The organism is Acinetobacter sp. ANC_7654 (assembly GCF_056779855.1).
On record NZ_JBWYIR010000002.1, the window covers coordinates 369,906 to 392,897 of the forward strand.

Genomic DNA, 22,992 nt, shown 5'->3' on the forward strand with positions numbered 1-22,992 from the left:
ATATTGCTGAGGTTCAACGTGAAAGCTGTTTTTTTGGATCAATTCTCTCTCGATCAGAATGATTTAGATTTTTCGGGGTGGTACCAAGTCTTTGATGAGGTAACATTCTTTGAGCGTACTGATCCAGATCAAGTGCTTGAACGCATTGCGGATGTAGATGTGGTGGTGACCAATAAAGTGGTGATTACGGCAGACATGATGCAACAACGACCGCAGCTTAAATTAATTTTAATTTCAGCCACAGGCACCAATAATGTCGATTTAATCCAAGCAAAAGCTCAAAACATTGTGGTATGTAACTGTCAGGCATATGGTACTGCCGCTGTAGCTCAACATACCATGATGTTGATGCTCAACTTGGCAACGTCTTTTATTCAATATGATCGTGCAGTTCGTGCGGGTGAATGGAATAAAGCATCACAATTCTGTTTATTAGATTTCCCCATTGCTGAATTGAATGGTAAGACCTTAGGGATTTTGGGCTATGGTGAACTTGGTCAAGCCGTAGCGAAATTGGCTGAAGCCTTTGGTATGAAGGTGATTGTGGCTCATTTACCAGGACGACCTGCAGCCGCTGATCGTGTCAGTTTAGAAAGCTTGCTGCGTCAATCAGACTTTATTAGCTTACATTGTCCATTGACTGAAACAACACGCGACTTAATTGATGCAGAAGCATTCAGTCTAATGAAAGAAAGTGCATATTTAATTAATTGTGCTCGTGGTGGCATTGTGAATGAACAAGCATTGGCGGAAGCACTAATCAATCGGAGAATCGCAGGGGCAGCGACTGATGTATTGAGTATAGAACCGCCTCAGCAAGGCAATGTGTTATTGAATTCGGATATCCCTAATCTCATTATTACACCACACAGCGCATGGGGAAGCGTTGAAGCACGTCAACGCATTGTGCAACAAGTACAGGAAAACGCAGCTGCATTTAAAGCGGGTCAACCGATCCGTCAAGTCAACTGAAGTTAAGCGATAAAAAAAGGTACTGTGAGAAGCACCTTTTTTCTTGAAGAGATATAAATAAACTCAACCTAATAAATAAACTCCACTTAGGTTTGAATAAAACGACAGGGTTTAACGTGGGACACCTGCATCACTGTCATCTACAGCTGGACTAGAGGTGGTAGCTCCACTATTAGGTAAAGCAACACTTTGACGCTGAATGGTCGGTTCTGCTTCAGGTGCTTGATTTTGACTTGCTAGCGTGGTGTTGGCTGATTGCGCAGTTTCAAGGTTGACTGAATTTTCTTGAACGGGTAAAGCGACCGATGCAGTAGTTGGAGCAGGGGAGGCTGTGACAGCAGGTGCTGTCGTTGGGTTGGGTTGACTCAAACTGCCTCTTTCGATGGGAACACCACCTGCTCCGACGAGGTTCTGTTTAACATGCTGCACAGATTTAACAGTTGTATCCACGCCTTGACGAGCACCGTCACGTAATGCAATCGCTTTTTCATTGGTGAATTCTTTGGTGTTTTGCCAAGCTGAATCGACGGATGGTTTGATTTTAGCAATACCACGCTTGGTCGCATCATCAACGGTGTTGGCTGTATTTTGCAAAGTCTCTTGTGCTTTGACTGCAAGTACTTTGGCTAAATTTGGATTGTCACCGTAAGCAGGATTGTTGCCTGTTAAAGTAGAGTCTTGAGCAAATGTAGTTGCTGAGCATAGCGTAATGCAACTTACCAGCATCGTTTTCATTATGTTCATGAAGGATCCTCTTCTCAGTTCTGTATGGGTGGCGCTGTGACTCAATCGCCTCATCTGTACAAAACTTTTGAATTTTTTATCAGTTTCCAAGCAAACTACATGAGCGATGGGGCTGTTTCAATGTTGAAATGTATCTGTAACGTTGTGCTTCGGCAGTTTTAATGATTAAAGCTACAATTTTTATTCATCTTGCATCGCTTAAAGGCTTTTAGGATACAACACTACATTGTGTGCATTGGATCGTGGACAATAAAATTAAAAGTAAAGTTTATCCTCCGATTCTAAGACAGGTGTTGATCAAACCAATATATTCAACATAAAAAGTCTGAGCATGGATTCATGCTCAGACGCTGTCTATAAGAAATCTAAAAATCAATGCTTCAGATATTGAGTCGGGACTTTTGGTAAAACCACGCTTGATGGGTATTGTGAATTCGAATAGATCGAAATCGATCCCAAAAGCGATGAAGTTAAACTTGGTAATGGGGCAACGCCTTTCCATACATCACTGGAAACCACCGAAATTTGAATACGATGTCCTTTAGGAATAAGCGCAGCAGTTGCTGGAATCTCAACATTGACCAAGACTGGCTTGTTTTTGTCTAAAGGCTGAATATCCGATGCTTTAAATGTATGCCAAGGTTGAATCATTTGTCCTTTGATATAACGAGAACGTGATTCGTCAACTTTACGCATGGACGCTGTGATAATACCCGTGCTTAATGTTTTAGCATTGCCCGTTCTTGGGTCCACATCGGATACACGTACGACTAAACCACTGTCTTTAGAGCTGGATGAAATCCACAAGTCAGCTTGCATCGGCCCATTTAAATAATAGTCTTCAGTTAAAGGTACTGAGTTAAAGACCGAAGCAGGAATATTCGCTAAGTTGCTATTTTCCAGACATGGGAAAGGTAGGATAGACGTTGCACCAATGAGAACTTGTTCAATAGTACTTGAGCATAAACCGAAAGTTGGGGCTTGTAATAAGTAGTTTTCACCAGAGCTTGACGTTGGTCGATCTTTTGCAAGATTTCCACGTGTATTTAAGAATAAACGATCTGGTTCTAATGCTACATGCGGCCAATCCGTACTGACGACATAATCTTCATAACCATGTACCCATTGTGTGACGTTAGGTAGAGTTTCAGCGCCAGTGTTGATACCTTTTAAATATTGATCAAACCATTGAAGTTGCATTTTGTCTAAACGCGGTACATTACCTTTAGGCAAACTTGGGAAAAGTTGTGCGGCTTGAATGTGTGCCCAAGGGCCAATAAAGGTTTTTACTGTGGTATGACCTTTTAATGCTTCATGCCAAAGCGGTTCACTGCGTTGGAACAAATCACGTGTTCCCCCGACAATAAAAGTCGGAACTTTAATATAATTGGCTTGTTCTAACAGCGATCTTTCTTGCCAAAAGTCATTATCAAATGCATCAGCTTTGCCTTTTAGAGCATTGGCAAAAAGCGGTATTTGGAATTCTGTACTGTTAATAATTTTATCGAGTGCGGTCAGTTTTCCAGTAATCGGATCTTGCACCAAGGTATCAATCGGTAAAGTACCCAACAGTGTAATTAAACTCATCCAAAGTGGAATGAAGTTCGTATTCAGCTGTCCGCCATTGAAAAGAATATCGCGGTACGCATCACCCATAGGTACGATTGGGAACGCTGCCTTGATTGCTGGATGTTGTGTCGCTGCACCCAGCATCGCCGTGATTCCTAAATAAGAAACACCATATAAGCCGACATTTCCATCAGAGAAGCTTTGTTTGCTTGACCAGTCAATAATTTCATAAGCATCTTGTTGTTCGACTTTGCCAAAAGCTTCCCATTTACCCGTAGAGTTACCTGTTCCACGAACATCTGCAACGACTGTTGCGTAGCCACGTTTCACCATTTCAGGGTCTGCACCACCTGCTATTGCTGAAACCTTACCTGCAACCCCTGCACTATAAGCCGTTTGAATAACAATCACAGGGAATTTTGCATTGATAGGACGACCTGACTCATCCGCAGGGAGCGTGACATAAGTGGCGATTCGCGTTCCATCACGCATGGTAATCCACTGTGCTGGCAAGGTCACCGACTTAGGATATTCAGCAGGTCGATCATACAATTGCCATTGAGCATTGGCATTGGAAAGTAATGGGACTTGAGGTTGACTCGGAGATTGTCTAGTTCCGAGTCGGGTGTTTTTTAATGCAACGGGAGTACCTGGGAGCGTGACATCTGGGGAGGTCACGGGGTCGGGTTGAGGACTTAAATAGCTTAAGTCTGGTGTCACATTTGGTGTTGGATTAATTGTTTTATTTGCTATGCCGATGGTGGTCGCAAGTATCGTGACACCGATGCCAACAGCAGCATAGAAAGAATTTAGCAATTTCATTACATAATTCCTTTTTGTTTTTCATTTTTGTAGTCGTGCTTGAGTTAAGAATGAAATATGCATAAAGCCAAATCGTTCCATTCATTTTATTTTTATGTCTCCTAATCTGATCAAAAAAGATAATTCAGATTAGGCTTTGATGTTGTATCACTGTTTAGTTTAACTAACAAGTTGGGGTCTTGCTGTTTGTCGGATTGGCAATGATGTTTTGATTAAGTATTTTATTTTTAATATAAAAAAATATTGATTGGGTCAGTTTAAAAAATACAACTGTATATAAATTAATCATAATTTAGAAGATATTTCTTCTATCTGATTTCTATAGAAAATTGTTGAATGTGAGCACTTATGCCAATCAGGAACTGTGATTAAGAAATCACGAAGTAGCTTCATTCCAATTAAAAAAGCACAGTTGATTTTAGCCAATTGTGCTTTTGTAGTTTACGAATGATCAGATGAATGGTGTTTTAGCGTCTTAGAAATGTTCACACTGTTGAAGATTTTGCGCTTTAAAGTGGTTTTTTAGCGCGTTAAAGTTGGATTGTTTCGTCGAATCTTGAATATCAAATACGGTTTGTTTTTTCTCGACATCAGCATCTAAATTTGAATGAGCCGAAACCAGTTGCTCTCCTTGGAAGAACCAGTATTCAGTGGCTTTACCTGTTTCAAAGTTGCCTGTAAATTCAATGAGGCAGTTGTTTTTTTGTTTGATGAGTCGTGCTAAGTTGTCTTTGGTTTCAGGCTCAACAGCAATGTTTTTGTGTTGCTCTAAAACGATTGGGGTGTTGGGGTTAGAGGGTGTAGTTGAGCAAGCGCTAACAAAACAAACAATAAGAGCAATAAATACCGTACCTTGGAATTTCATAAGAATATTTCTTGTTGAGTGTTGTTTAGTCGAGTATAGGTAATTGATTGAAAATTGGCTATAGGAATTTCATAAATTAATAAATATTTGGATTTTAAGAGAAATTTTTTAAATCAATTAGTAATTTGTTTATTTGGTTTTTAGTTTTAATTTTAAATATTTCATGAATTTCAGAATCTGTTAAACCATTAGTAGATACATTAAAAACAGTTTTTAAGATTTCAATCTTTTTCCCCATATCGAAATAATCAAAATTATTAAAGTAATTAGAACTTTTAAAGTTAAATTTTATTTCATGATAAGCTCGAGTAAAGGTTTTGACATCTTTAAAATAATTGTTATCAATTTTGAACTTTTTCCAAGTCTGTAATACAAAATTATCTAATTTTTTTAACAAGGTTAAATCATTAATTTCAGAAAAGAAGAATAGCCAACCTTTAGCCTTTCCATCATCTATGCATCCAGTAATTTTTAAATTTAATTGGAATAGTAAAAAGTGAATATTTTTAGTATTTGAATATTTAAAAAGAGTAAAGCACTGGATAATACTTGAATATAAATTATTAACAGAACTTTTTCTAACTGTAATTTTATCATTAATAAATGAATAACCTAAATAATCGAAATGATCATCTTCTATTGAGCCGATTTTAGATTTGCTAAATTTACCGATGGGATGTATTTGAAGCTGAATTTTAACGAACTCATCTTCGATTACATTTTTTAATTTTTCACAGTCTTTCTTGTTGCAAAATATTAAGATGTCATCTACATATCTAAAATACTTTATAGATTCAATATTTCTTAGATTTTGATCAAGTTGATGTAAATATATTGATGCAAGAATATTGGAAATTGATAACCCTTGAGGAACACCACCTATAATTTCATTTTTTCGTGGCTGTAAAGATTTTTTAATTAAATTAATGGAGTAATCACAATTAATTTTTTCACTTAATAATTTAAATAATATTTGATGGTTAATAGATGGATAGAAATTAGTAATATCAATTTTTATAAATGATTCATAAAAAAGACGCTCATAAGAAACCTGTCTAATAATTGCTTGAGGCAAATGATGTTCAATTTCTGAATATATTTCCGTTAAGAATTTATGCATAGATTTTAGAACAATTCTATCTCGAATCGTTGGGATATAAATTTCTCTAGGATATTTTTGTCGTCCTTTGCTTAATAAATTTAATTTATATCTAGTAAATTCATAAGTTTCTTTTGATAATTTTCGGTGGATAATATCTATCTCATTATCCAAATTTCTATTGAAGGTAGAATGAGAAACATTATCGGCTCCAATTGCAAAACTATAATAGATATTTTCTAAGTAAATATTTTGAAGGTTTTCATGTGTATGGATTTCTTTTAGAGATTTCATTCAAAGAAGCACCGCATAATAAAAGCACTTGAAAATGGTAGGGTGTATAGAAATATTATAGTTAAATAGTATTTTAGCTTACTGGTGAAGGCTTCAACGAAATTATATAAAGTTAAAGGTGGTTTTATTTTTTCTTTCCTTTCCTTTTTTGGAGTTTGCCAATAAGTCTTAACTTTTGCTATGTGGTGATCAGTTGTTGTATGGTTCTCACAAGATTTTAAGATCGTTTCGTATTTTCGTGTTTTATTTTCTTCATTATCTAACATTATTGTATTCAACTGTTCATAACAAGATTTAACTTTTTCTGAACGAGAATGAAATTTTTGAGCACTCACTATTCCAGACATAACTAAAGTGAGTACAGAAAAAATGACTAAAGTTGATGTTGCGAGTGGAATGTGAGTATTAGATAGTTGAAGAATTGAAATAGCGACTGTGAAAAATGAGTACCAAATCAATAATGCTTGGCTATGGAATTCATATTTTAAAAGACGTGATTCTTGTTCAATTTTAGCTTTTCTTGTCCACCAAATTTTGTCGTTAATGTCCATAATTTATAAGCGTGCATTTAAGGTAATTGTAATAATCATATCCTCGCCTAATTAGCGAGAATCAAGCCTAAAGGCTTAAAGAGAATATCTCTTTAAAAATCAGTTGCACCTATAGAGAATATAGATGGGATAAAATCCTACCTTAAATGCAACAAAACTATATTAGACTAAAAAAACCGCTATTTCTAGCGGTTTTTTTAGAAAAATCAATCTTTTAAATTAATGCTGTAACACTGAAATATCAGCCACTTTCGTAAACAAGTCACGAAGTTGAGCAAGCATACGTAAACGGTTTGCTTTCAGATCAGCATCATCAGCCATCACCATCACACCATCAAAGAACGCATCTACAGGTGCACGAAGTGCAGCAAGTGCAGACAATGCAGCAGTGTAGTCTTTCGCAGCAAATAACGGCTCAACCACAGGCGTGATTTTCGCAAGTTCAGCGAACAATGCTTTCTCAGCATCTTCCACCAAGTTCGCTTCAACCACTTGACCTTCAGGCGCAGCTTCTTTTGCAAGAATGTTGGCAACACGCTTGTTAGCAGCAGCAAGCGCAGCCGCTTCAGGTAATGCACGGAAATGATTTACCGCATTTACACGCTTATGAAAATCAAGAGGTGATTTTGGTGACAAGGCTTGAACCGCTTGAATCACATCTACAGCAACGCCTTGGTCTTCGTATTTCGCACGGTAACGACCTTCAAGGAATGCAACAGCATCGTTTAGCGTCTTATCATGATCTTTTAATACATCGCCATAAGCCGCTAAAGCAAGTTTGATCAAGTCTTCAATTGACACATCAAGCTCGTTTTCAGTCACTAAACGTAAAATACCAATTGCAGAACGACGAAGCGCAAACGGGTCTTTAGAGCCTGTCGGTGCTTGACCAATACCAAAAATACCTGTGAGCGTATCTAAACGGTCAGCAAGGGCAATCGTTGTACCTGTTTTAGTTTTTGGTAAAACGTCACCAGCGAATTTAGGTAAGTACTGCTCACCTAAAGACTCAGCAACTTCATCATTTTCGCCTTCAAGACGTGCGTAGTAAGTCCCCGCAATCCCTTGAAGTTCAGGGAATTCACCCACGAGTTCAGACGTTAAGTCACATTTTGCAAGAAGCGCAGCTTTTTCAGCGTCTTGAGGATTTGCGCCTGTAATTGGCGCGAGTGCTACAGCGAGTTTTGCAATACGTTCAGATTTGTTCCAAAGCGTACCCAATTCTGCTTGGAAGACCATGTTTGCTAATTTCTCTTTACGAGAAGCAAGCGGTTGTTTTTGGTCTTGTAAGAAGAAGAATTCAGCATCAGACAAACGTGGACGAACAACTTTCTCGTTACCTTCAATAATTTGTGTCGGGTCTTTAGACTCAATATTTGACACAGTAATGAAGTATGGTTGAAGCTTATTGTCGCTGTTTACTAAGCAGAAGTACTTTTGGTTGTCCTGCATTGTTGTGATGAGTGCTTCTTGAGGAACAGCAAGGAAGCGTTCTTCGAAGCTTGCACGAAGCGCAACAGGCCATTCAACCAGTGCAGTCACTTCGTCACGTAAGTCGCTAGGTACAATCGCAATCGCATTTACTTCATCAGCTAAAGCTTTGACTTGACCGTCAATGATTGCTTGACGCTCTTCAAAGTTTGCCACAACGTAAGCCGCTTTTAACTTCGCTAAGTATTCATCAGCATGCGTTAAAGTAATTGCTTCAGGTGCATGGAAACGATGACCGAAAGTGACGTTACCTGCTTTGTGATCTTGAATTGTTGCATCAACAACGTCGTTGTCTTTCAACAACACAACCCATTTTACAGGGCGTACGAATTCAGTACGGCTTGCCGCAGAACGCATACGTTTTGCGATTGGAAGCTTGTCCAAGGCATTTTGTAAAATTTGTGGAAGTAAAGCATCAAGGCTTTGACCTTTGACATCTTTTAAGTAGCAAACTTTTTCGACTTTACCCGCTTGAAAAGTCGAGATTTGATCAACCGTGATGCCTTGACCACGCATAAAGCCTTCAAGCGCTTTAGTTGGGTTACCTTCAGCATCAAACGCTGCTTGTTTCGCAGGGCCATCAAAACGTTTTTGCGTGTCCGCTTGCGCGCCATCAACGTTTACGATTTTAAGGGCAAGACGACGTGGTGCAGCATAAGCTTCGATTGAATCAAAAGCCAAGCCTGCATCTTTTAAGCCTTTTACGGTTTCAGCTTGTAGTGCATCACGCAATTTTTTAAGGCTTTTTGGTGGTAGTTCTTCACAACCTAATTCGAACAAAACGGTATGTTTAGACATTATTTGCTCTCCTCAGATTTTGCTTCTGCTTCAACTTGTGCCTTTAACTGTGCCAATACTTCATCACGTAGTGCTGGTTCTGCCATTGGGAAACCAAGTTCCGCACGTGCAGCCACATAAGCATTTGCAATTGAACGCGCCAATGTGCGTACACGTAAAATATAACGCTGACGTTCTGTCACAGAAATCGCACCACGCGCATCAAGCAAGTTAAAGCTATGAGACGCTTTAACCACTTGCTCATACGCAGGAAGTGGAAGTTTTGCTTCGATTAAACGTGTTGCTTCAGTTTCATAGAAGTCGAAGAGTTCAAACAGTTTATCGACAGGTGCGTATTCAAAGTTATAAGTCGACTGTTCAACTTCATTTTGATGGAATACATCACCATAAGTCACTGTACCAAACTGACCTTTAGTCCAAACCAAATCGTAAACTGAGTCTACACCTTGCAAGTACATTGCAAGACGCTCTAAACCGTAAGTGATTTCACCGGTAACAGGGTAGCATTCAACACCACCAACTTGTTGGAAATAAGTGAACTGAGTCACTTCCATACCGTTTAACCATACTTCCCAACCTAAGCCCCACGCGCCAAGCGTTGGAGATTCCCAATTGTCTTCTACGAAACGAATGTCATGTACCAACGGATCAATACCAATCGCTTTAAGCGAGTCAAGATACAACTGTTGGATGTTGTCTGGGTTTGGCTTAAGTACCACTTGGAATTGGTAGTAATGTTGCAAACGATTTGGGTTTTCACCATAACGACCGTCTTTCGGACGACGTGAAGGTTGAACGTATGCAGCGTTCCAAGTTTCAGGCCCTAATGCGCGTAGGAAAGTTGCAGTGTGGAATGTACCTGCACCCATTTCCATGTCGTAAGGCTGTAACACGACGCAGCCTTGCTCCGCCCAGTAGTTTTGTAAGGCAAGAATTAAGCCTTGGAAAGTATCAATATGCGATATGGCGCGACTCATGGTCTTCCACTTAAAATTAGAGAAAAATTGCGCTCAATTATAAGGACTTTAGCAGGGAGTGGCAAAGGTTAGTCCATAAATTTGTGCGGCCAACTCAATTGCTAAAAAGTTTGCATACTTGGAGCAGAACGACATCTGTAGTGTTCTTTCCTAGATGTCGAAGTTTTTAATCAGATGGCAGGAAATCAACCTCAGTTGATTTCATTTTTACTTTAATTTTTGGCATCTCATTGGGAATATTCCATCGGAGATAATGAATAAATCTTTGAATCTCTGTATCACTATGTTATAAATGTTATGTTATAACATTTCAAATGTAATGTATTGTCATAATAAGAGATGATCTCCATGAAAAACCAATTACCAAAGATCAGCATTTTGCTTTCAGCTATTTTACTGACAGCTTGTGGTGGTAGTGATAACAACAAATCAAATCAGAATAATCCGCCTGAAAAACCAACAACTGTGGTAAATCAAGAGGGGAGACTTTTGATCATCAATGATCAAGTCGATCGACCAGAATTGAGTTTATTCGATTTAGAACAGCAAAAAGTCATCGATATTAAACAACTGAAGACGATGCCATTTGCGTTACATAGCAGTCCCAGTTCACGTTATGGCATCTTGATGGATCGAGTTGGTGGAACTGTTAATTTTTATGACAGCGGTTTAAGTGATAAGGGAACTGCTTCACCTCAGTTATTGAACTTCCAACTCAATGGTGCTGCACCTACGCATTATCGGAATTTTAATGGTCAGGCTGCTATTTTTTATGATGGTAGCGAGACTGAAACATCAAAATTTGATGTATTTACAGATGCAGGAATCGCTTCAAAAAATGTGGCATCGCAAAAGCTGCCATTTAAACATCATGGTGTAGCTGAACCGTTGGGTGAGTATGTATTGAGTTCATATTCAGGATCAGGCGAAACATTAGCAAGTGTGGTGAGAAATTACGAACTGCATGGTGATCACTTCCATGGTCAAAATAATTTAGAAAATACGTGTCCAGGTTTGCACGGAGCCTCATCGATTAAAGGTTATAGTGCATTTGGCTGTGAAGACGGCGTGTTACTTGTCGAGCATGGTGTTGCAGGTCTTTTTAAAGACTCGAAGATTAAGTTGGACGTTCGTATTGGTACAGTCGTTGGCCAAGCTAATGCGAAAGAGCTAGTTGGATTGGCATCCGCTACACCTGATTTATTCATTATCAATGGTGCAAATAAGCTGATTCAACAAATTCCATGGACTGAGAAAGATACCAATGTGAAACGTCTTCAGCAGACGTATAGCCAATCTGGCGATTATTTCGTGATACTCGATTCATTGGGGCAATTGGTGATTTTAGATACTGAGTCTTGGATAGTGAAACATCGTATTCAAGTGATTGAGCAAGGTTCAGAAGCGATCGCGAAGGCAGCGCTGATTGCGCATGGTCAGCAAGATCGCGTTTTCATCAATAATGTGGTGACGAAACAGATTCATGAGATTGATTTGAAATCCGCCAAGATTGAACGCAGTATCAAGCTAGATGCCGTACCACAAAAATTCACTTGGTTGGGTGTTGCAAAATAAATAAAAGACTGGCTTTGAATCGACAAGAAAAAAGCACAATACCGTGCTTTTTTCTTTTTTGAACATTTATTTAGATCAGATAAAGAACCAATAGATAAATAGTGAAACAATGAAAATACACATTATATTCAGGACGAATCCGACTTTCATCATTTCAGACTGTTGAATATGTCCGGTACCAAATACGATGGCATTTGGTGGTGTCGCAACAGGAAGCATAAATGCACAAGAAGCACCAATGCCGATCACAATAACTAAAATTTCCTTAGGCATACCCATTTGATCGGCAATCGCTGCAAAGACTGGTACTAACAGTGCAGCAGATGCAGTGTTACTGGTGAATTCTGTTAAAAAGACAATAAATGTTGCTACAACAAAAATAATCATCAATGGTGAGGTATCACCAAACACATTTGCAAGCGTTTGACCAAGTACCAATGAACTGCCTGAATCTTTTAAAATTGCACTGAGGGTTAAACCACCGCCAAATAAAAATAAAACGCCCCAATCTGTATTTTCAGCAACTTGTTTCCATGTTGCAGTGCCGATAATCACGACCAAGCATGCTGCCAAAACAGCAATCCAAGTATCAGGTTGTGAAATACCAAAGTTCTCGGTCAGCTTTTTGCTGAAGATCCAAGCAATAGCCGTACAGACAAACAATACCATTGTTGCAATTCGAGTACCCGTCCAAGGAATATCCTCAGTCACAAATTGCACTTTATGATTGAGCTTAGGTCTAAGTACCAAATAAAGACTCAAGAGCATGGCAGGTAAAATAAGCATCATCATCGGTAAACCGATTTTCATCCAATCTGCAAAATCATAGTCTAAAGCCTTAGCCGCGATTGCATTTGGTGGAGAGCCAACCATGGTCCCTAAGCCACCAATACTTGCAGAATAGGCAATACCTAACAGGATAAAAACAAATGTTTTTCGATCTCGACTGACATCTAAATGTGAAAGTAAACCAAGGGCAAGTGGAAGCATCATTGCTGCAGTCGCCGTATTTGAAATCCACATAGATAAAAGTGCTGTTACAGCAAAAATCGCCATTACAGAGATGCCGAGATGACCACCAGACATAGAGATGATCCACATCGCAATTTTTTTATCCAGCTTTTGAATATGCAAAGCGGTCGCCAATGCGAAGCCACCAAAAAATAAAAAAATCACAGGATCTGCAAATGTAGCTAATGCCGCTTGTGTTGTGATTGGTATAAGCTCATCGCCTTTAGCCATAGGCATCGCGAGAAGAACCGCGAGTACGGGTACCAATAGGGCGGTAATCGTGATATGGATGGCCTCAGTCAGCCATAAAATGCCGATAAAGCAAAGTAATGCCAACCCTTTATTGGCGTTTTCATCATAGGGTAAGACTTGATAGAGTCCATAAGAAATAAAAGCGGCGATCAGTATCAACCCCCAACCTTTGATCAGCCCTTTTGGCATCATGTTGGTCGGGGTCGCGAGTTGTTCCGTCATATTCGCTCCTTTTGAATATCGCTATAGGCTTTATAGTTGCATGTATTAAACTTCTTAATTCTGAAGAATGAATATCCTTATCACTTTTCAAAATATACTATTTAAACAATGAAATCGATTGTTCTAATAAATTATAGCTTTGCCACAGGGCTTGAATACCGAGCAAAAGTAATAGGATCAATACTGTATTTTTAAAAAACTGTTGAGAAATGTGTTGCCTGATCAGTCCGCCGATCCATACCCCAAATATCGCAAAAACACAGATCAACATGACTAAAAGTTGTTGATGCTCATCAATATTGACCAAAATTGGGTAAAGTAGAAGGAGTTGTATCAATTTGCTGGCGATAAAGCTTAAATTACTCACGATCACAATATCGGTTTTACTCAGCTGACAGCTGAGTAAATACATCATTAGAAATGGTGCCATTGCATTGGTAGCACCACCGATAATGCCTGCTAACAGACCGAATATCAGCATATTGAGCACTGACGGGCTGACGGTGAATGAATGTTGTCGTAATTGATCAATCACATACAGTACCATCACCATGCCAAGTAAAAGCTTTAAATAACCTTCATTGAGCCACAATAAAAGTTTCACCCCAAGCAGACTGCCAACTAAGCTACTTAGAATAAGGGGAAAAAATCTTATGCTGTAGTGTTGAATGCTCTGCCATATTGAATACTGAGGGTGAGCAGTTAGCAGAATTAAATTTAAAATGAGACAGGGAAGAATGACCAAAGTGACAGCGAGGCTGAGCGGGAGTTGAGTAGAGAGTACGGCGGTACTCATCATGGGAAAGCCGAAACCGCTCAGGCCATGTAATAATGCGGCCAGTGCGCATAGCCACAATACCATCCATTCCGACTGTGCCATTGATTGTCCATATTTATTGTTTTGTTCAAGTTAGCGCTATTTTGAGAAAGATGCAAAATGAGAATAAAAAAAACACGATAATTGGGGGAAATTATCGTGTTAAAAAACTCACCCGAGGTTGTGTGGGTGATTGAGGGTAAACTCAAGTTAAAGCGGTGATCTGTCCTGATGTACAGTGCGCATTGGACGATCATAAGTATTTGAATGTTCGTGCTGAACTTTATTTTTTGGCATCACTAACCAAAGCACTAAGTACACTAAAATTCCTGGAAATGCAGCGCTCATCACTGACACTAGAACAAAAATAATTCGTAATAAATTCGCATTCCAACCAAAACGTTCAGCAATACCACCCATCACACCAGCAATCATGTTAGAGCGGTTTGAGCGATATAAACCAACATTGGCCATTGAGTTCTCCTTTAGAACCTAAAATAGTCATGAAATAGACTTCGCAATTTCTCTTTAACGTTTGTCTATACATTTTATATGGAGAATAATTTTTAGTTTTAAAGGAGATTATTCATAAAATATCGTAATTTTATGTAATGAAAAAGATAAAACCTTGATGTGGTATAGGTTCTGGATAATTAGACAGAACATGCTAATACTTGTATATCCCTATTTTATAAGGATAATATTTTTATACATCGCAATTTATGAAATGGCTCAAGATATAAAATGATGAATTTAAATTTTAAAGTTCATTCAATCTCAATGTTCAGCATTATCGCCATCATGAATATTGCACTTGCAGCATGTAGCCAGAATGAATCGCCACACATTGAACACATCAACCAAATTCAGGAGTCGCATACGCCTGAGTCTTCTAACTCATTAACGAATGTCGCAGGTAAGGCACGGCCTCCAGTTCAAGAGAATGCGGATACAACACCGCAGTCTGTTGCTAAAGAATGGCAGAAATTTGTAGGTCGTTACCAAACCACCATGCAATGTGATGATGGCTTTGCTCGTTGTGATAAGGGTGAAGCTGAGTTTATTATCAATTTATTGGCTGATGGCACAGCTCATCGTATTTTTATGCATCGTGGTAAGGTTGAATTTACAACGCAACGTCAATATCGCCAAGATCGTTGGTTGTATGATCCGCATCACCATCAAATCATTATTTTGAGAGAGAGTGGGGTTCAGTTTTTTTACGATTTGGATGAGCAGGGTAATATGGTCATGGATCTTGATAAAATTGCCAATGCAACGGAAGTGAACCAAACTTTCTTTAAAGACAATCCGCTACCGTCACGTGCATATACTTTGCAACGTCAAAAGCTTTGAAGATATAAGAATTGATCCTCTATGAGGGTAGCTTGTATTATATTGCAGGCAATAAAAAAGCCTTTCAAGATGAAAGGCTTTTTTAAGAATCTGGTGGGTCGTCCGCGACTCGAACGCGGGACCAACGGATTAAAAGTCCGCTGCTCTACCAACTGAGCTAACGACCCATAGGGGTTTCAAAATAAGTGGTGGGTCGTCCGCGACTCGAACGCGGGACCAACGGATTAAAAGTCCGCTGCTCTACCAACTGAGCTAACGACCCATCTCGTTTTGATGTTGCGTATTTTAGCAAGTTATTTGAGTAGCGCAAGTAAAAAATATAAAACTTTGTTACGTTTGGCTAGAAATGACACAATTTCGTGTTTTCTAGCCAAAAAACAATCGATTTTAGCTTAAAAGCGATATTTATACTGTTCAATATTTTTCAGAATCTCTTCATTTAAATCGCAATATGCATCTTCATTTGGTAATAAAACCAAAATACGATCTGAAGTTTTGTCTGGAAAATAAGCTTCTTCCTTTAACTTACTCTTTTGATATTTAAATGTTCCTGTGGTTTCGAGTGTTTTCTGTACACGTAAGAACACTGGAACCGCATAGCTTGGCAAAGACTTCTTAAAGAACTGAGCCATATCGGATAAATCTTGCTCATTTAGTTCAGCACCTTCTGCTAAAGTGATGGCTGCCATACCTGCACGACCGTTAGTATTTGGAATCTCAACGCCGTATACCACTGCTTCTGTGATCTTTTCATAATCACTACAAATATTTTCAACTTCAGTTGTAGAGACATTCTCACCTTTCCAGCGGAAGGTATCACCGAGACGGTCAACAAATTGAGCATGGCGGCACCCGATATCTCGCACGAGGTCACCTGTGATGAAATAAGAATCTCCTTTGGTAAAAACATCATGCATGATCGAGGATTTATTCTTTTCTGGATCGGTATAACCATCAAATGGCGAGCGATTGGTAATTTTACCAATCAATAAGCCTGTTTCACCTTTTTTGACTTTAATACAATGACCTTTTGCATCACGAATAGGAGCTTCTTTTTCCTTGTCATATTGGATAATGGCATAAGGAATAGGAGAGAAACCTACGGTATTGTCGAAGTTTAAAATATTGGAAAAGCCGACATTGCCTTCACTTGAAGCATAAAGTTCGAGTACTTCTTCAATGCCAAAGCGATTTTTAAATTTATCCCAAATATTTGGACGCATGCCGTTACCAATCATCTTGGTGACGCGATGATTGCGATCTTGGTGTGATTCAGGTGCATCTAGAAGATAGCGACATAGCTCACCAACATAACCAATTGCTGATGCATTAAATTTTTGAACATCTTTCCAAAAAGAAGAGGTTGAGAACTTACGACGAATCGCTAGCGTCGAACTACCAGCAATTACACCACACCAGCAAACCACCATGCCTGTGGCATGATAAAGCGGTAAAGTGACATACATAACGTCATCTTTATTTAGATTGAGGACATGACCATATGTGCCATACGCTAACATCCAACGACTATTGGTAAAGACTACGGCTTTTGGTAAACCTGTTGTACCAGACGTATAAATATAGAATAAGCCGTCAGCACCAGTCACCTTATGTGTTTCAGCTAGATTATCTTTAGATTCAGATAAAATTTCTTGTGCAAGATTATGATAGCCATCAGGTGCTTGACCAGCATTTTGACGTGTATTTTGATCAGCCAGCCAATAGAGCTTATCTTTGGCGACAGTCAGTTGTTCGCGTACTTCATCGACAGCTTCACGGCATTCTTCACCGACAATTACACCGATTGGTTTAACCAAATTAATACTATGGGTAAGTACCTTACCTGTTTGAGACGTATTGACGAGCGCTGAAACAACCCCAATTTTTGCAAGACCAATGACGGTGGCAATAAGTTCACTGCGGTTTTCAACAATGACCGCAATCACATCACCTTTTTTTGCACCCTTAGTGATGTAGTAGTGTGCAATTTGGTTTGCCCAATCATTTAGTTGTTGGTAGGTATATTTCTGATCTTCACATAACAGCGCAATACCTTGAGGATTTTTTTGCGCTGCACGCTCAAAAGCGAGGGCAAGACCTGCTGGCGTTTTAGGGGTACGTAAATAAGCCTGTTTGAGCCCGACAAGAATATTTGGCAACTTCGTGACCAAATGTGGGAGTCGTGCTGCTACGTCTTTGATTCCAATGAGATCGTTTTGATAAGTCTGGCTCATACTGGTCCTATTTTTTGTGATATTCCGTTTAGTCTTTAATTTTTCGCAAGTTTTTTACTTGGTTTTGTCACTGAATATCTTATCCATTTTGAAAAATTGATCAATTCTGAACAGGATTTTTCAGTCAAAACTTTAAAGACCATAACAAAAAAACCTAGCCACCGTAATGACTAGGTTTGTCAAAAGCTAATGTAGTTTAAGCAAATTACTCAGCTGATGGTGTTGCTTTTTTTGGTGGGCGACCACGAGGGCGACGCGGACGAACAGGTTTATCTTCTTCCTGCTGTTCTGCATCATCCTTATCTGATTCAGCTTGTGCAGATTTATCTTCAGCACTTACGGCAACTTCCGCCACTTCAACTTTCGCAGTTTCTGCTTCTGTAGACTCAACTTCAGTTGATTCTGAAGATTTTTCTTCAGGTTGCTGTTGTGAAGAAGTTTGAACTTTTTCTTCAGTCTTCACTTCAGATTGAGTCACTTCAGCTGTCTGTGTTGCTGTTTCTTGATGTGCAACTTCGGATGTTGCATCAGCTGCTTGTGGAGCATCCGTAACAGGTGCTTCAACTTTCACGGCTTCTTGTGCTGCAACTTCTTCAAGGCGCGCTTGTTTTGCTTGCTCTGCTGCAAGTTTTGCAAGACGACGACGCTCACGTGGATCGTTTGCAACACGCTTATCAGACACTGGTTTTGGAGGTGTTAAGTCCAACACAGGTGCAGGCTCTTTTTCAGCTGGAGCTTGTTGAACAGCGACATCACGTGTTACTGGTTTTTTCTCAGTAGCAGGTTCAGTAGATTGAGTATTTAAACTCGCTGCATACTGTTCAGTGAACTTTTGCAATGCGCGATTGAAGGTTGGAATTAATCCAAACTGCTCAATCAATACAGAGCAATCCGCACCATAAACATGTTGAATTAAACTTAAAACCGTATGTTGTGCTAAAGCTGGCACTTGTGAAGGGCGAAGCTTCGGCGCATCTGATTTTGCTTTCTGGTCATGTTGATGCTTGTTACGACGACGTTGACGTGGGTCGTTACTTGCACGTTGTGGTGCTTGTTGAGGTTTAACCTCAGCTTCAATGACAGGTTCATCAACCGTAATTTCCACTTGAGGTACTGACACTTCAGCGTCTGTCACAACAGGTGCTGGAGCAGTTGCTACAGGTGCTGCTACTTCAGGCGTTAATGCAACAATCTCACTTTGTGCTTGATCAACATTAACCACTAACGCTGTTTTAAGCTCATCATTACGAGGTACATCAATTAAATCAACTTTAACTTGAGCTTCTGGAGCAATAGGTGCTGAAGATTGCTCTTGATTTAATACACTTTGATCGCGGTGACGATTTGGACGTTGTGGACGTTGTGCATTACGGTCACGACGTGGCACAGCTTGTTCAGTTTGTGCTTCGAAAGCCGTCTCGTTTTGTTGAGGGCGCTTTTGATGACGTTTCTGATCACGCTGTTCTTGGCGTTGCTCATGACGGTTTTCATTGCGTGACTCATGACGATTGTCTTGACGTTGTTCATGGCGAGGTGCCTGTACAACTTCTTCAATCACATGTTGATCTGCGTTAACTTCGCGTGTGTCACGTTGCTTATTGCGATTTTTCTTGTTATGACGTTGTGGACGCTCGTCTTTTTCAGCTTGACGTTCTTGGTCGCGTGTATCATTTTTCGCAACAGGCGTATGTGAAATATACGCATTTGTTTCAACTGGTGCAGATGCTTCAATTGCCACAGGTGTCACAGGTGCAATTTGACCGAATTGACCACGACTTACGGCACCACCGTTCACCATTTGTTCAATTGCAGCCGCTGCAGAGTTAGCCGTACGCGATTGGTCAATCGTACTCGCTTGTTTTTGAACAAACAGATTTTCTAACCATGCGCATGGGCTAGTTGCTGGAGCAGCTGCTGGCGCAGTTTTTTGCGCTACCGCAGGTTGTGTAGCATTTTGGTTATTTTTATGACGCTTATTGCCTTTTTCCTGCGTTACAGGGGCATGCGTAGGTGGAGCTGTATGCTCTTCTTCTAAGTGCCATTCTGAAGACTCATAACCCAACTCTTTTTCACTAGAACGAGTCGCTTCAGTACGTTCATAGCTGGTTGGTGCAAAGCCTTCAGGATTATACGAGATTTCGTAATGTGGCGTTTCTAAATGCGGGTGTGGGAGTACAGTCACACGTACATTTGAAGTTTGCTCCAAATACACGAGGCTATGACGTTTTTCATTGAGAAGGAATGCTGCAATTTCAACAGGAACTTCTACTTGCACTTCACCTTGACGCTCACGAAGTGCAATTTCTTCAACTTTACGCATGATCGAAAGTGAAAGAGAGCGTAAGTCACGAACCATACCTGTGCCATGACAACGTGGACATACATAGCCAGTCGCTTCTTCTAAAGAAGGGCGTAAACGTTGGCGACTCATTTCCATTAAGCCGAAACGAGACAATTGACCGAACTGGATACGTGCACGATCACTTTGAGTTGATTCACGCAGTTTCGCTTCAACCATACGTTGATTACGTTCTTTGGTCATATCAATGAAGTCAATCACGACCAGACCACCGATATCACGTAAGCGAAGTTGGCGAGCGATCTCTTCTGCTGCTTCTAAGTTAGTACTAAGCGCAGTTTCCTCTACATCGTGACCACGAGTAGATTTTGCAGAGTTAATATCGATCGAAACCAATGCTTCTGTTTGGTCAATGACAATTGAACCACCAGAAGGAAGTTTCACTTCACGCTCGTAAGCTGTTTGAATTTGACTTTCGATACCAAAATGAGCAAATAAAGGCTCATTCAAAGTATATGTTTTTAACTTGTCTAATTGGTTCGGCATAACAGCTTTAACGAAATTATATGCTTCGTTATATGCTTGTTCAGAATCAATTAAAATTTCTGCAACATCATCACGTAAATAGTCGCGAATTGCACGAGTAACTACACCAGCTTCCTGGTGAACCAACATTGGAGAAGGGCCAGAATTTGCTGTACTTTGGATGCGTGCCCAAAGATCGAGAAGGTGCTGAAGATCAAGTTGAAGCTCTTCTTGTGAGCGACCAATCCCTGCAGTACGTACAATCACGCTCATACCACGAGGTACATTTAAAGACGCCAACATTTCTTTCAATTCTTCACGAACTGAACCAGAAATTTGACGACTAATACCACCACCTTTCGGGTTGTTTGGCATTAAGACCAAGTAACGACCAGCAAGGGAAATAAAAGTTGAGAGAGCAGCGCCTTTGTTGCCACGTTCCTCTTTTTCAACTTGAACTAAAAGTTCAGTACCTTCAGTGATTAACTCACGAATGTTTGAAGTTTGACGAGGGTCAGCTTTGTAATATGAGTTTGCGATTTCACGCATTGAAAGGAAGCCTTGACGGCCTGCACCATATTCTACAAACACAGCTTCAAGAGATGGCTCAACGCGAGTCACATGACCTTTGTAGATATTGGCTTTCTTTTGTTCACGAGTACGATTTTCTAAATCGAAATCGTAAAGACGGTGACCAGTGATGAGTGCAACGCGAACTTCTTCGGCATGTGTTGCATTGATCAACATACGTTTCATGGGTGTAACACCTAATAGTGATACACAAGCAAAAACATCGCGATTTACGTAGCGAACATCAACCCGCATGGATCAATTCCTAGATCACCATAATCAGTTTGATCTAAGTGTATTACCGGCCTTTATTGATGGGCTTCGGTATTTTGATTCACGTATTGATGATGGCAATACGGCTTTAATCCTGTCACTGATTAAAGAAGCCTGAACATTCACTGGCGGACTAACGGTGCATTGGATGTTCGTTACTTTCACTGTCACATTGCTCGAAGATCATCTCTTCAATTTTTTGATAGAGTGTCTTGATACGGAATTATCGTCGTATCTTTACAAATTGTGCAGATCCAATGCATCTAACGTTATAGCCTGAATGAGAAATCAGGTTGCGACTATTCTGATGTGTATCAGTTAACGTTTAAAAACCAACATAATTGTTGGCGACATATTTTTTTAAACAAACTGATTTATGTGCAAAAGCACAATTAAACGCAACAGTTTGTCTTTTTGCCGATATAATAAGCCTTCGGCGTTGGCATATTCTTTTGGGACCATTCCGAGTTTATGCTAAACAAAAATTTAGTTTGAATTTCAAAATTTTGAAATCTCTAAACAAATGTTCACTTACGGCGGTATCCGTGCGCTGACTATAGCAAACCTTAGATCATCTGCCTATGGGCTACACAGACATTTCTAGTCAATTGGGTAGTCTAAATGATCAGTTTTTAATCGAATTTAGTATTTTTTTAGGTCAACGTAACTGTATGAATTCTACGCAAGAATGGCAAAGCGTCACTTGGTTTGAAGTGGATGAGCACCAATTGGGGCAACGCATCGACAATTTTCTATTCGCTCGTCTTAAAGGAGTACCGAAAAGTCGAATCTATCGTTTAATTCGTGAAGGTCAGGTGCGGGTCAACAAAAAGCGTGTGAAAGCGGAAACCAAATTAAATATTGGTGATCAAATCCGTGTTGCACCGATTCGTTATGAACAAAAAGATGAATCTCAAGCTCCAGTATCAGACAAAGTCGCGCAGGGCTTGTTAAGCCGTGTGGTTTATGAAGATGAAGGTCTTTTAGTGGTGAACAAACCTTCTGGGATTGCGGTGCACGGTGGAAGTGGTGTGGCGTATGGTTTAATTGAAGGCTTACGCGCAGCGACAGGGAAAAAATATTTAGAACTGATCCACCGTATTGACCGAGATACTTCAGGCTTGGTGATGATTTCTAAAAAGCGTAGCGTGTTAAAAACACTTCAAGATATGCTTCGTGAACACAAGATTCAAAAAACTTATGCTGCTGTGGTGAAAGGCCAAGTCACATTAGACTCACAATTAATCGATGCACCATTACATCGCTATGAGTTAGCCAATGGTGAACGTCGAGTACGTGTATCTAAAGAAGGAAAACCTTCAAAAACCCAATGGAAGGTAGCAGAACGCTTTATGCATGCATCACTCGTGTATGCGTCACCGCTTTCTGGTCGTACACATCAAATTCGTGTACATGGACTCAGTATTGGTCATCCCTTGGTGGGTGATGAAAAGTACGGGCATGAGACGGAATATCGTGGACCTAAACCACGCCGTTTATGTTTACATGCAATGCGCTTAGAGATACCTGGATATCCAGTAATTGAAGCACCATTGCCTGAGGATATGCAAAGCTTGATTGCACAACTTCGCGCACAAAAAGCGGATAAACCTGTAGTGCAGTCTCAACAAGACTGAGTGCGTCTCAGTGGTTGTGTAAGGATTGAATCATTGTGT

17 protein-coding genes and 2 tRNA genes are annotated in these 22,992 nt (G+C 39.9%); 5 read left to right on the forward strand and 14 right to left on the reverse strand.

The genetic code is table 11. The features are described from left to right. Nucleotides 1-18 precede the first annotated feature (18 nt). Entirely contained in the window at nt 19-972 is a 954-nt protein-coding gene (locus tag AC1M86_RS04020) for a 2-hydroxyacid dehydrogenase (RefSeq protein ID WP_180028624.1), read from the forward strand. Nucleotides 973-1,083: 111 nt separating this feature from the next. Here the strand turns inward: AC1M86_RS04020 and AC1M86_RS04025 are convergent, their stop codons facing one another. The 7 genes from AC1M86_RS04025 to glyQ form a co-directional block, all read right to left on the reverse strand. After that, the gene (locus AC1M86_RS04025; protein WP_481607291.1) at nt 1,084-1,716 is read right to left on the reverse strand and encodes a hypothetical protein; all 633 of its coding nucleotides are present in this window, start codon (nt 1,714-1,716) and stop codon (nt 1,084-1,086) included. Nucleotides 1,717-2,088: 372 nt separating this feature from the next. After that, a complete protein-coding gene (locus AC1M86_RS04030) occupies nt 2,089-4,107 on the reverse strand; it encodes a CocE/NonD family hydrolase (protein ID WP_481607292.1) in 2,019 nt (672 codons plus the stop codon). 475 nt (nt 4,108-4,582) lie between these two features. Then, a complete protein-coding gene (locus tag AC1M86_RS04035) occupies nt 4,583-4,972 on the reverse strand; it encodes a hypothetical protein (RefSeq protein ID WP_481607293.1) in 390 nt (129 codons plus the stop codon). A gap of 94 nt (nt 4,973-5,066) precedes the next feature. Beyond that, nucleotides 5,067-6,365: a reverse transcriptase domain-containing protein gene (locus AC1M86_RS04040; protein WP_481607294.1), complete on the reverse strand. Its 1,299-nt coding sequence runs from the start codon at nt 6,363-6,365 to the stop codon at nt 5,067-5,069. Then, nucleotides 6,362-6,916 carry an SLATT domain-containing protein gene (locus tag AC1M86_RS04045; RefSeq protein WP_481607295.1) on the reverse strand — a complete coding sequence of 185 codons (555 nt, stop codon included), beginning with the start codon at nt 6,914-6,916 and terminating at the stop codon, nt 6,362-6,364. The genes AC1M86_RS04040 and AC1M86_RS04045 overlap by 4 nt, the downstream gene beginning before the upstream one ends. A 219-nt stretch (nt 6,917-7,135) precedes the next feature. After that, entirely contained in the window at nt 7,136-9,205 is a 2,070-nt protein-coding gene (gene glyS / locus AC1M86_RS04050) for a glycine--tRNA ligase subunit beta (RefSeq protein ID WP_481607296.1), read from the reverse strand. Further along, nucleotides 9,205-10,182, reverse strand: coding sequence for a glycine--tRNA ligase subunit alpha (gene glyQ / locus AC1M86_RS04055; protein ID WP_035264216.1), 978 nt, complete (start codon nt 10,180-10,182; stop codon nt 9,205-9,207). Before glyQ ends, glyS begins: the two co-directional genes overlap by 1 nt. A gap of 348 nt (nt 10,183-10,530) precedes the next feature. Here glyQ and AC1M86_RS04060 point away from each other — a divergent pair, with 348 nt between their 5' ends. After that, the gene (locus tag AC1M86_RS04060; protein ID WP_481607297.1) at nt 10,531-11,757 is read left to right on the forward strand and encodes a hypothetical protein; all 1,227 of its coding nucleotides are present in this window, start codon (nt 10,531-10,533) and stop codon (nt 11,755-11,757) included. Nucleotides 11,758-11,832: 75 nt separating this feature from the next. Here AC1M86_RS04060 and AC1M86_RS04065 read toward each other — a convergent pair whose 3' ends face one another. The 3 genes from AC1M86_RS04065 to AC1M86_RS04075 all read right to left on the reverse strand — a co-directional run bounded on the left by AC1M86_RS04065 (nt 11,833) and on the right by AC1M86_RS04075 (nt 14,533). Beyond that, nucleotides 11,833-13,242, reverse strand: coding sequence for an SLC13 family permease (locus AC1M86_RS04065; protein WP_481607298.1), 1,410 nt, complete (start codon nt 13,240-13,242; stop codon nt 11,833-11,835). Between the two features lie 97 nt (nt 13,243-13,339). Next, nucleotides 13,340-14,122, reverse strand: a complete 783-nt coding sequence (locus AC1M86_RS04070) for a sulfite exporter TauE/SafE family protein (protein WP_035264205.1) — start codon at nt 14,120-14,122, stop codon at nt 13,340-13,342. Nucleotides 14,123-14,269: 147 nt separating this feature from the next. After that, nucleotides 14,270-14,533, reverse strand: a complete 264-nt coding sequence (locus AC1M86_RS04075; protein WP_179998741.1) for a PspC domain-containing protein — start codon at nt 14,531-14,533, stop codon at nt 14,270-14,272. Between the two features lie 270 nt (nt 14,534-14,803). On the opposite strand from AC1M86_RS04075, the gene AC1M86_RS04080 reads away from it, so the two are divergent. Beyond that, nucleotides 14,804-15,415: a hypothetical protein gene (locus AC1M86_RS04080; protein WP_481588637.1), complete on the forward strand. Its 612-nt coding sequence runs from the start codon at nt 14,804-14,806 to the stop codon at nt 15,413-15,415. A 91-nt stretch (nt 15,416-15,506) separates the two neighbouring features. Here the strand turns inward: AC1M86_RS04080 and AC1M86_RS04085 are convergent. The 4 genes from AC1M86_RS04085 to AC1M86_RS04100 all read right to left on the reverse strand — a co-directional run bounded on the left by AC1M86_RS04085 (nt 15,507) and on the right by AC1M86_RS04100 (nt 21,229). Continuing rightward, nucleotides 15,507-15,582: transfer RNA gene (locus tag AC1M86_RS04085), tRNA-Lys, on the reverse strand. A gap of 19 nt (nt 15,583-15,601) precedes the next feature. Further along, nucleotides 15,602-15,677 (reverse strand) — tRNA-Lys (locus tag AC1M86_RS04090). Nucleotides 15,678-15,807: 130 nt separating this feature from the next. Next, a complete protein-coding gene (locus AC1M86_RS04095) occupies nt 15,808-17,649 on the reverse strand; it encodes a long-chain-acyl-CoA synthetase (RefSeq protein WP_481607299.1) in 1,842 nt (613 codons plus the stop codon). Between the two features lie 205 nt (nt 17,650-17,854). After that, nucleotides 17,855-21,229, reverse strand: coding sequence for an Rne/Rng family ribonuclease (locus tag AC1M86_RS04100; RefSeq protein ID WP_481607318.1), 3,375 nt, complete (start codon nt 21,227-21,229; stop codon nt 17,855-17,857). 67 nt (nt 21,230-21,296) lie between these two features. Here AC1M86_RS04100 and AC1M86_RS04105 point away from each other — a divergent pair, with 67 nt between their 5' ends. Continuing rightward, nucleotides 21,297-21,434 (forward strand): hypothetical protein, encoded by a 138-nt coding sequence (locus AC1M86_RS04105; RefSeq protein WP_179998737.1) that lies wholly within the window; start codon nt 21,297-21,299, stop codon nt 21,432-21,434. A gap of 553 nt (nt 21,435-21,987) precedes the next feature. Then, on the forward strand, nt 21,988-22,953 hold the full coding sequence (locus tag AC1M86_RS04110; RefSeq protein ID WP_481607319.1) for an RluA family pseudouridine synthase: 966 nt from the start codon (nt 21,988-21,990) through the stop codon (nt 22,951-22,953). Nucleotides 22,954-22,992: the final 39 nt, after the last annotated feature.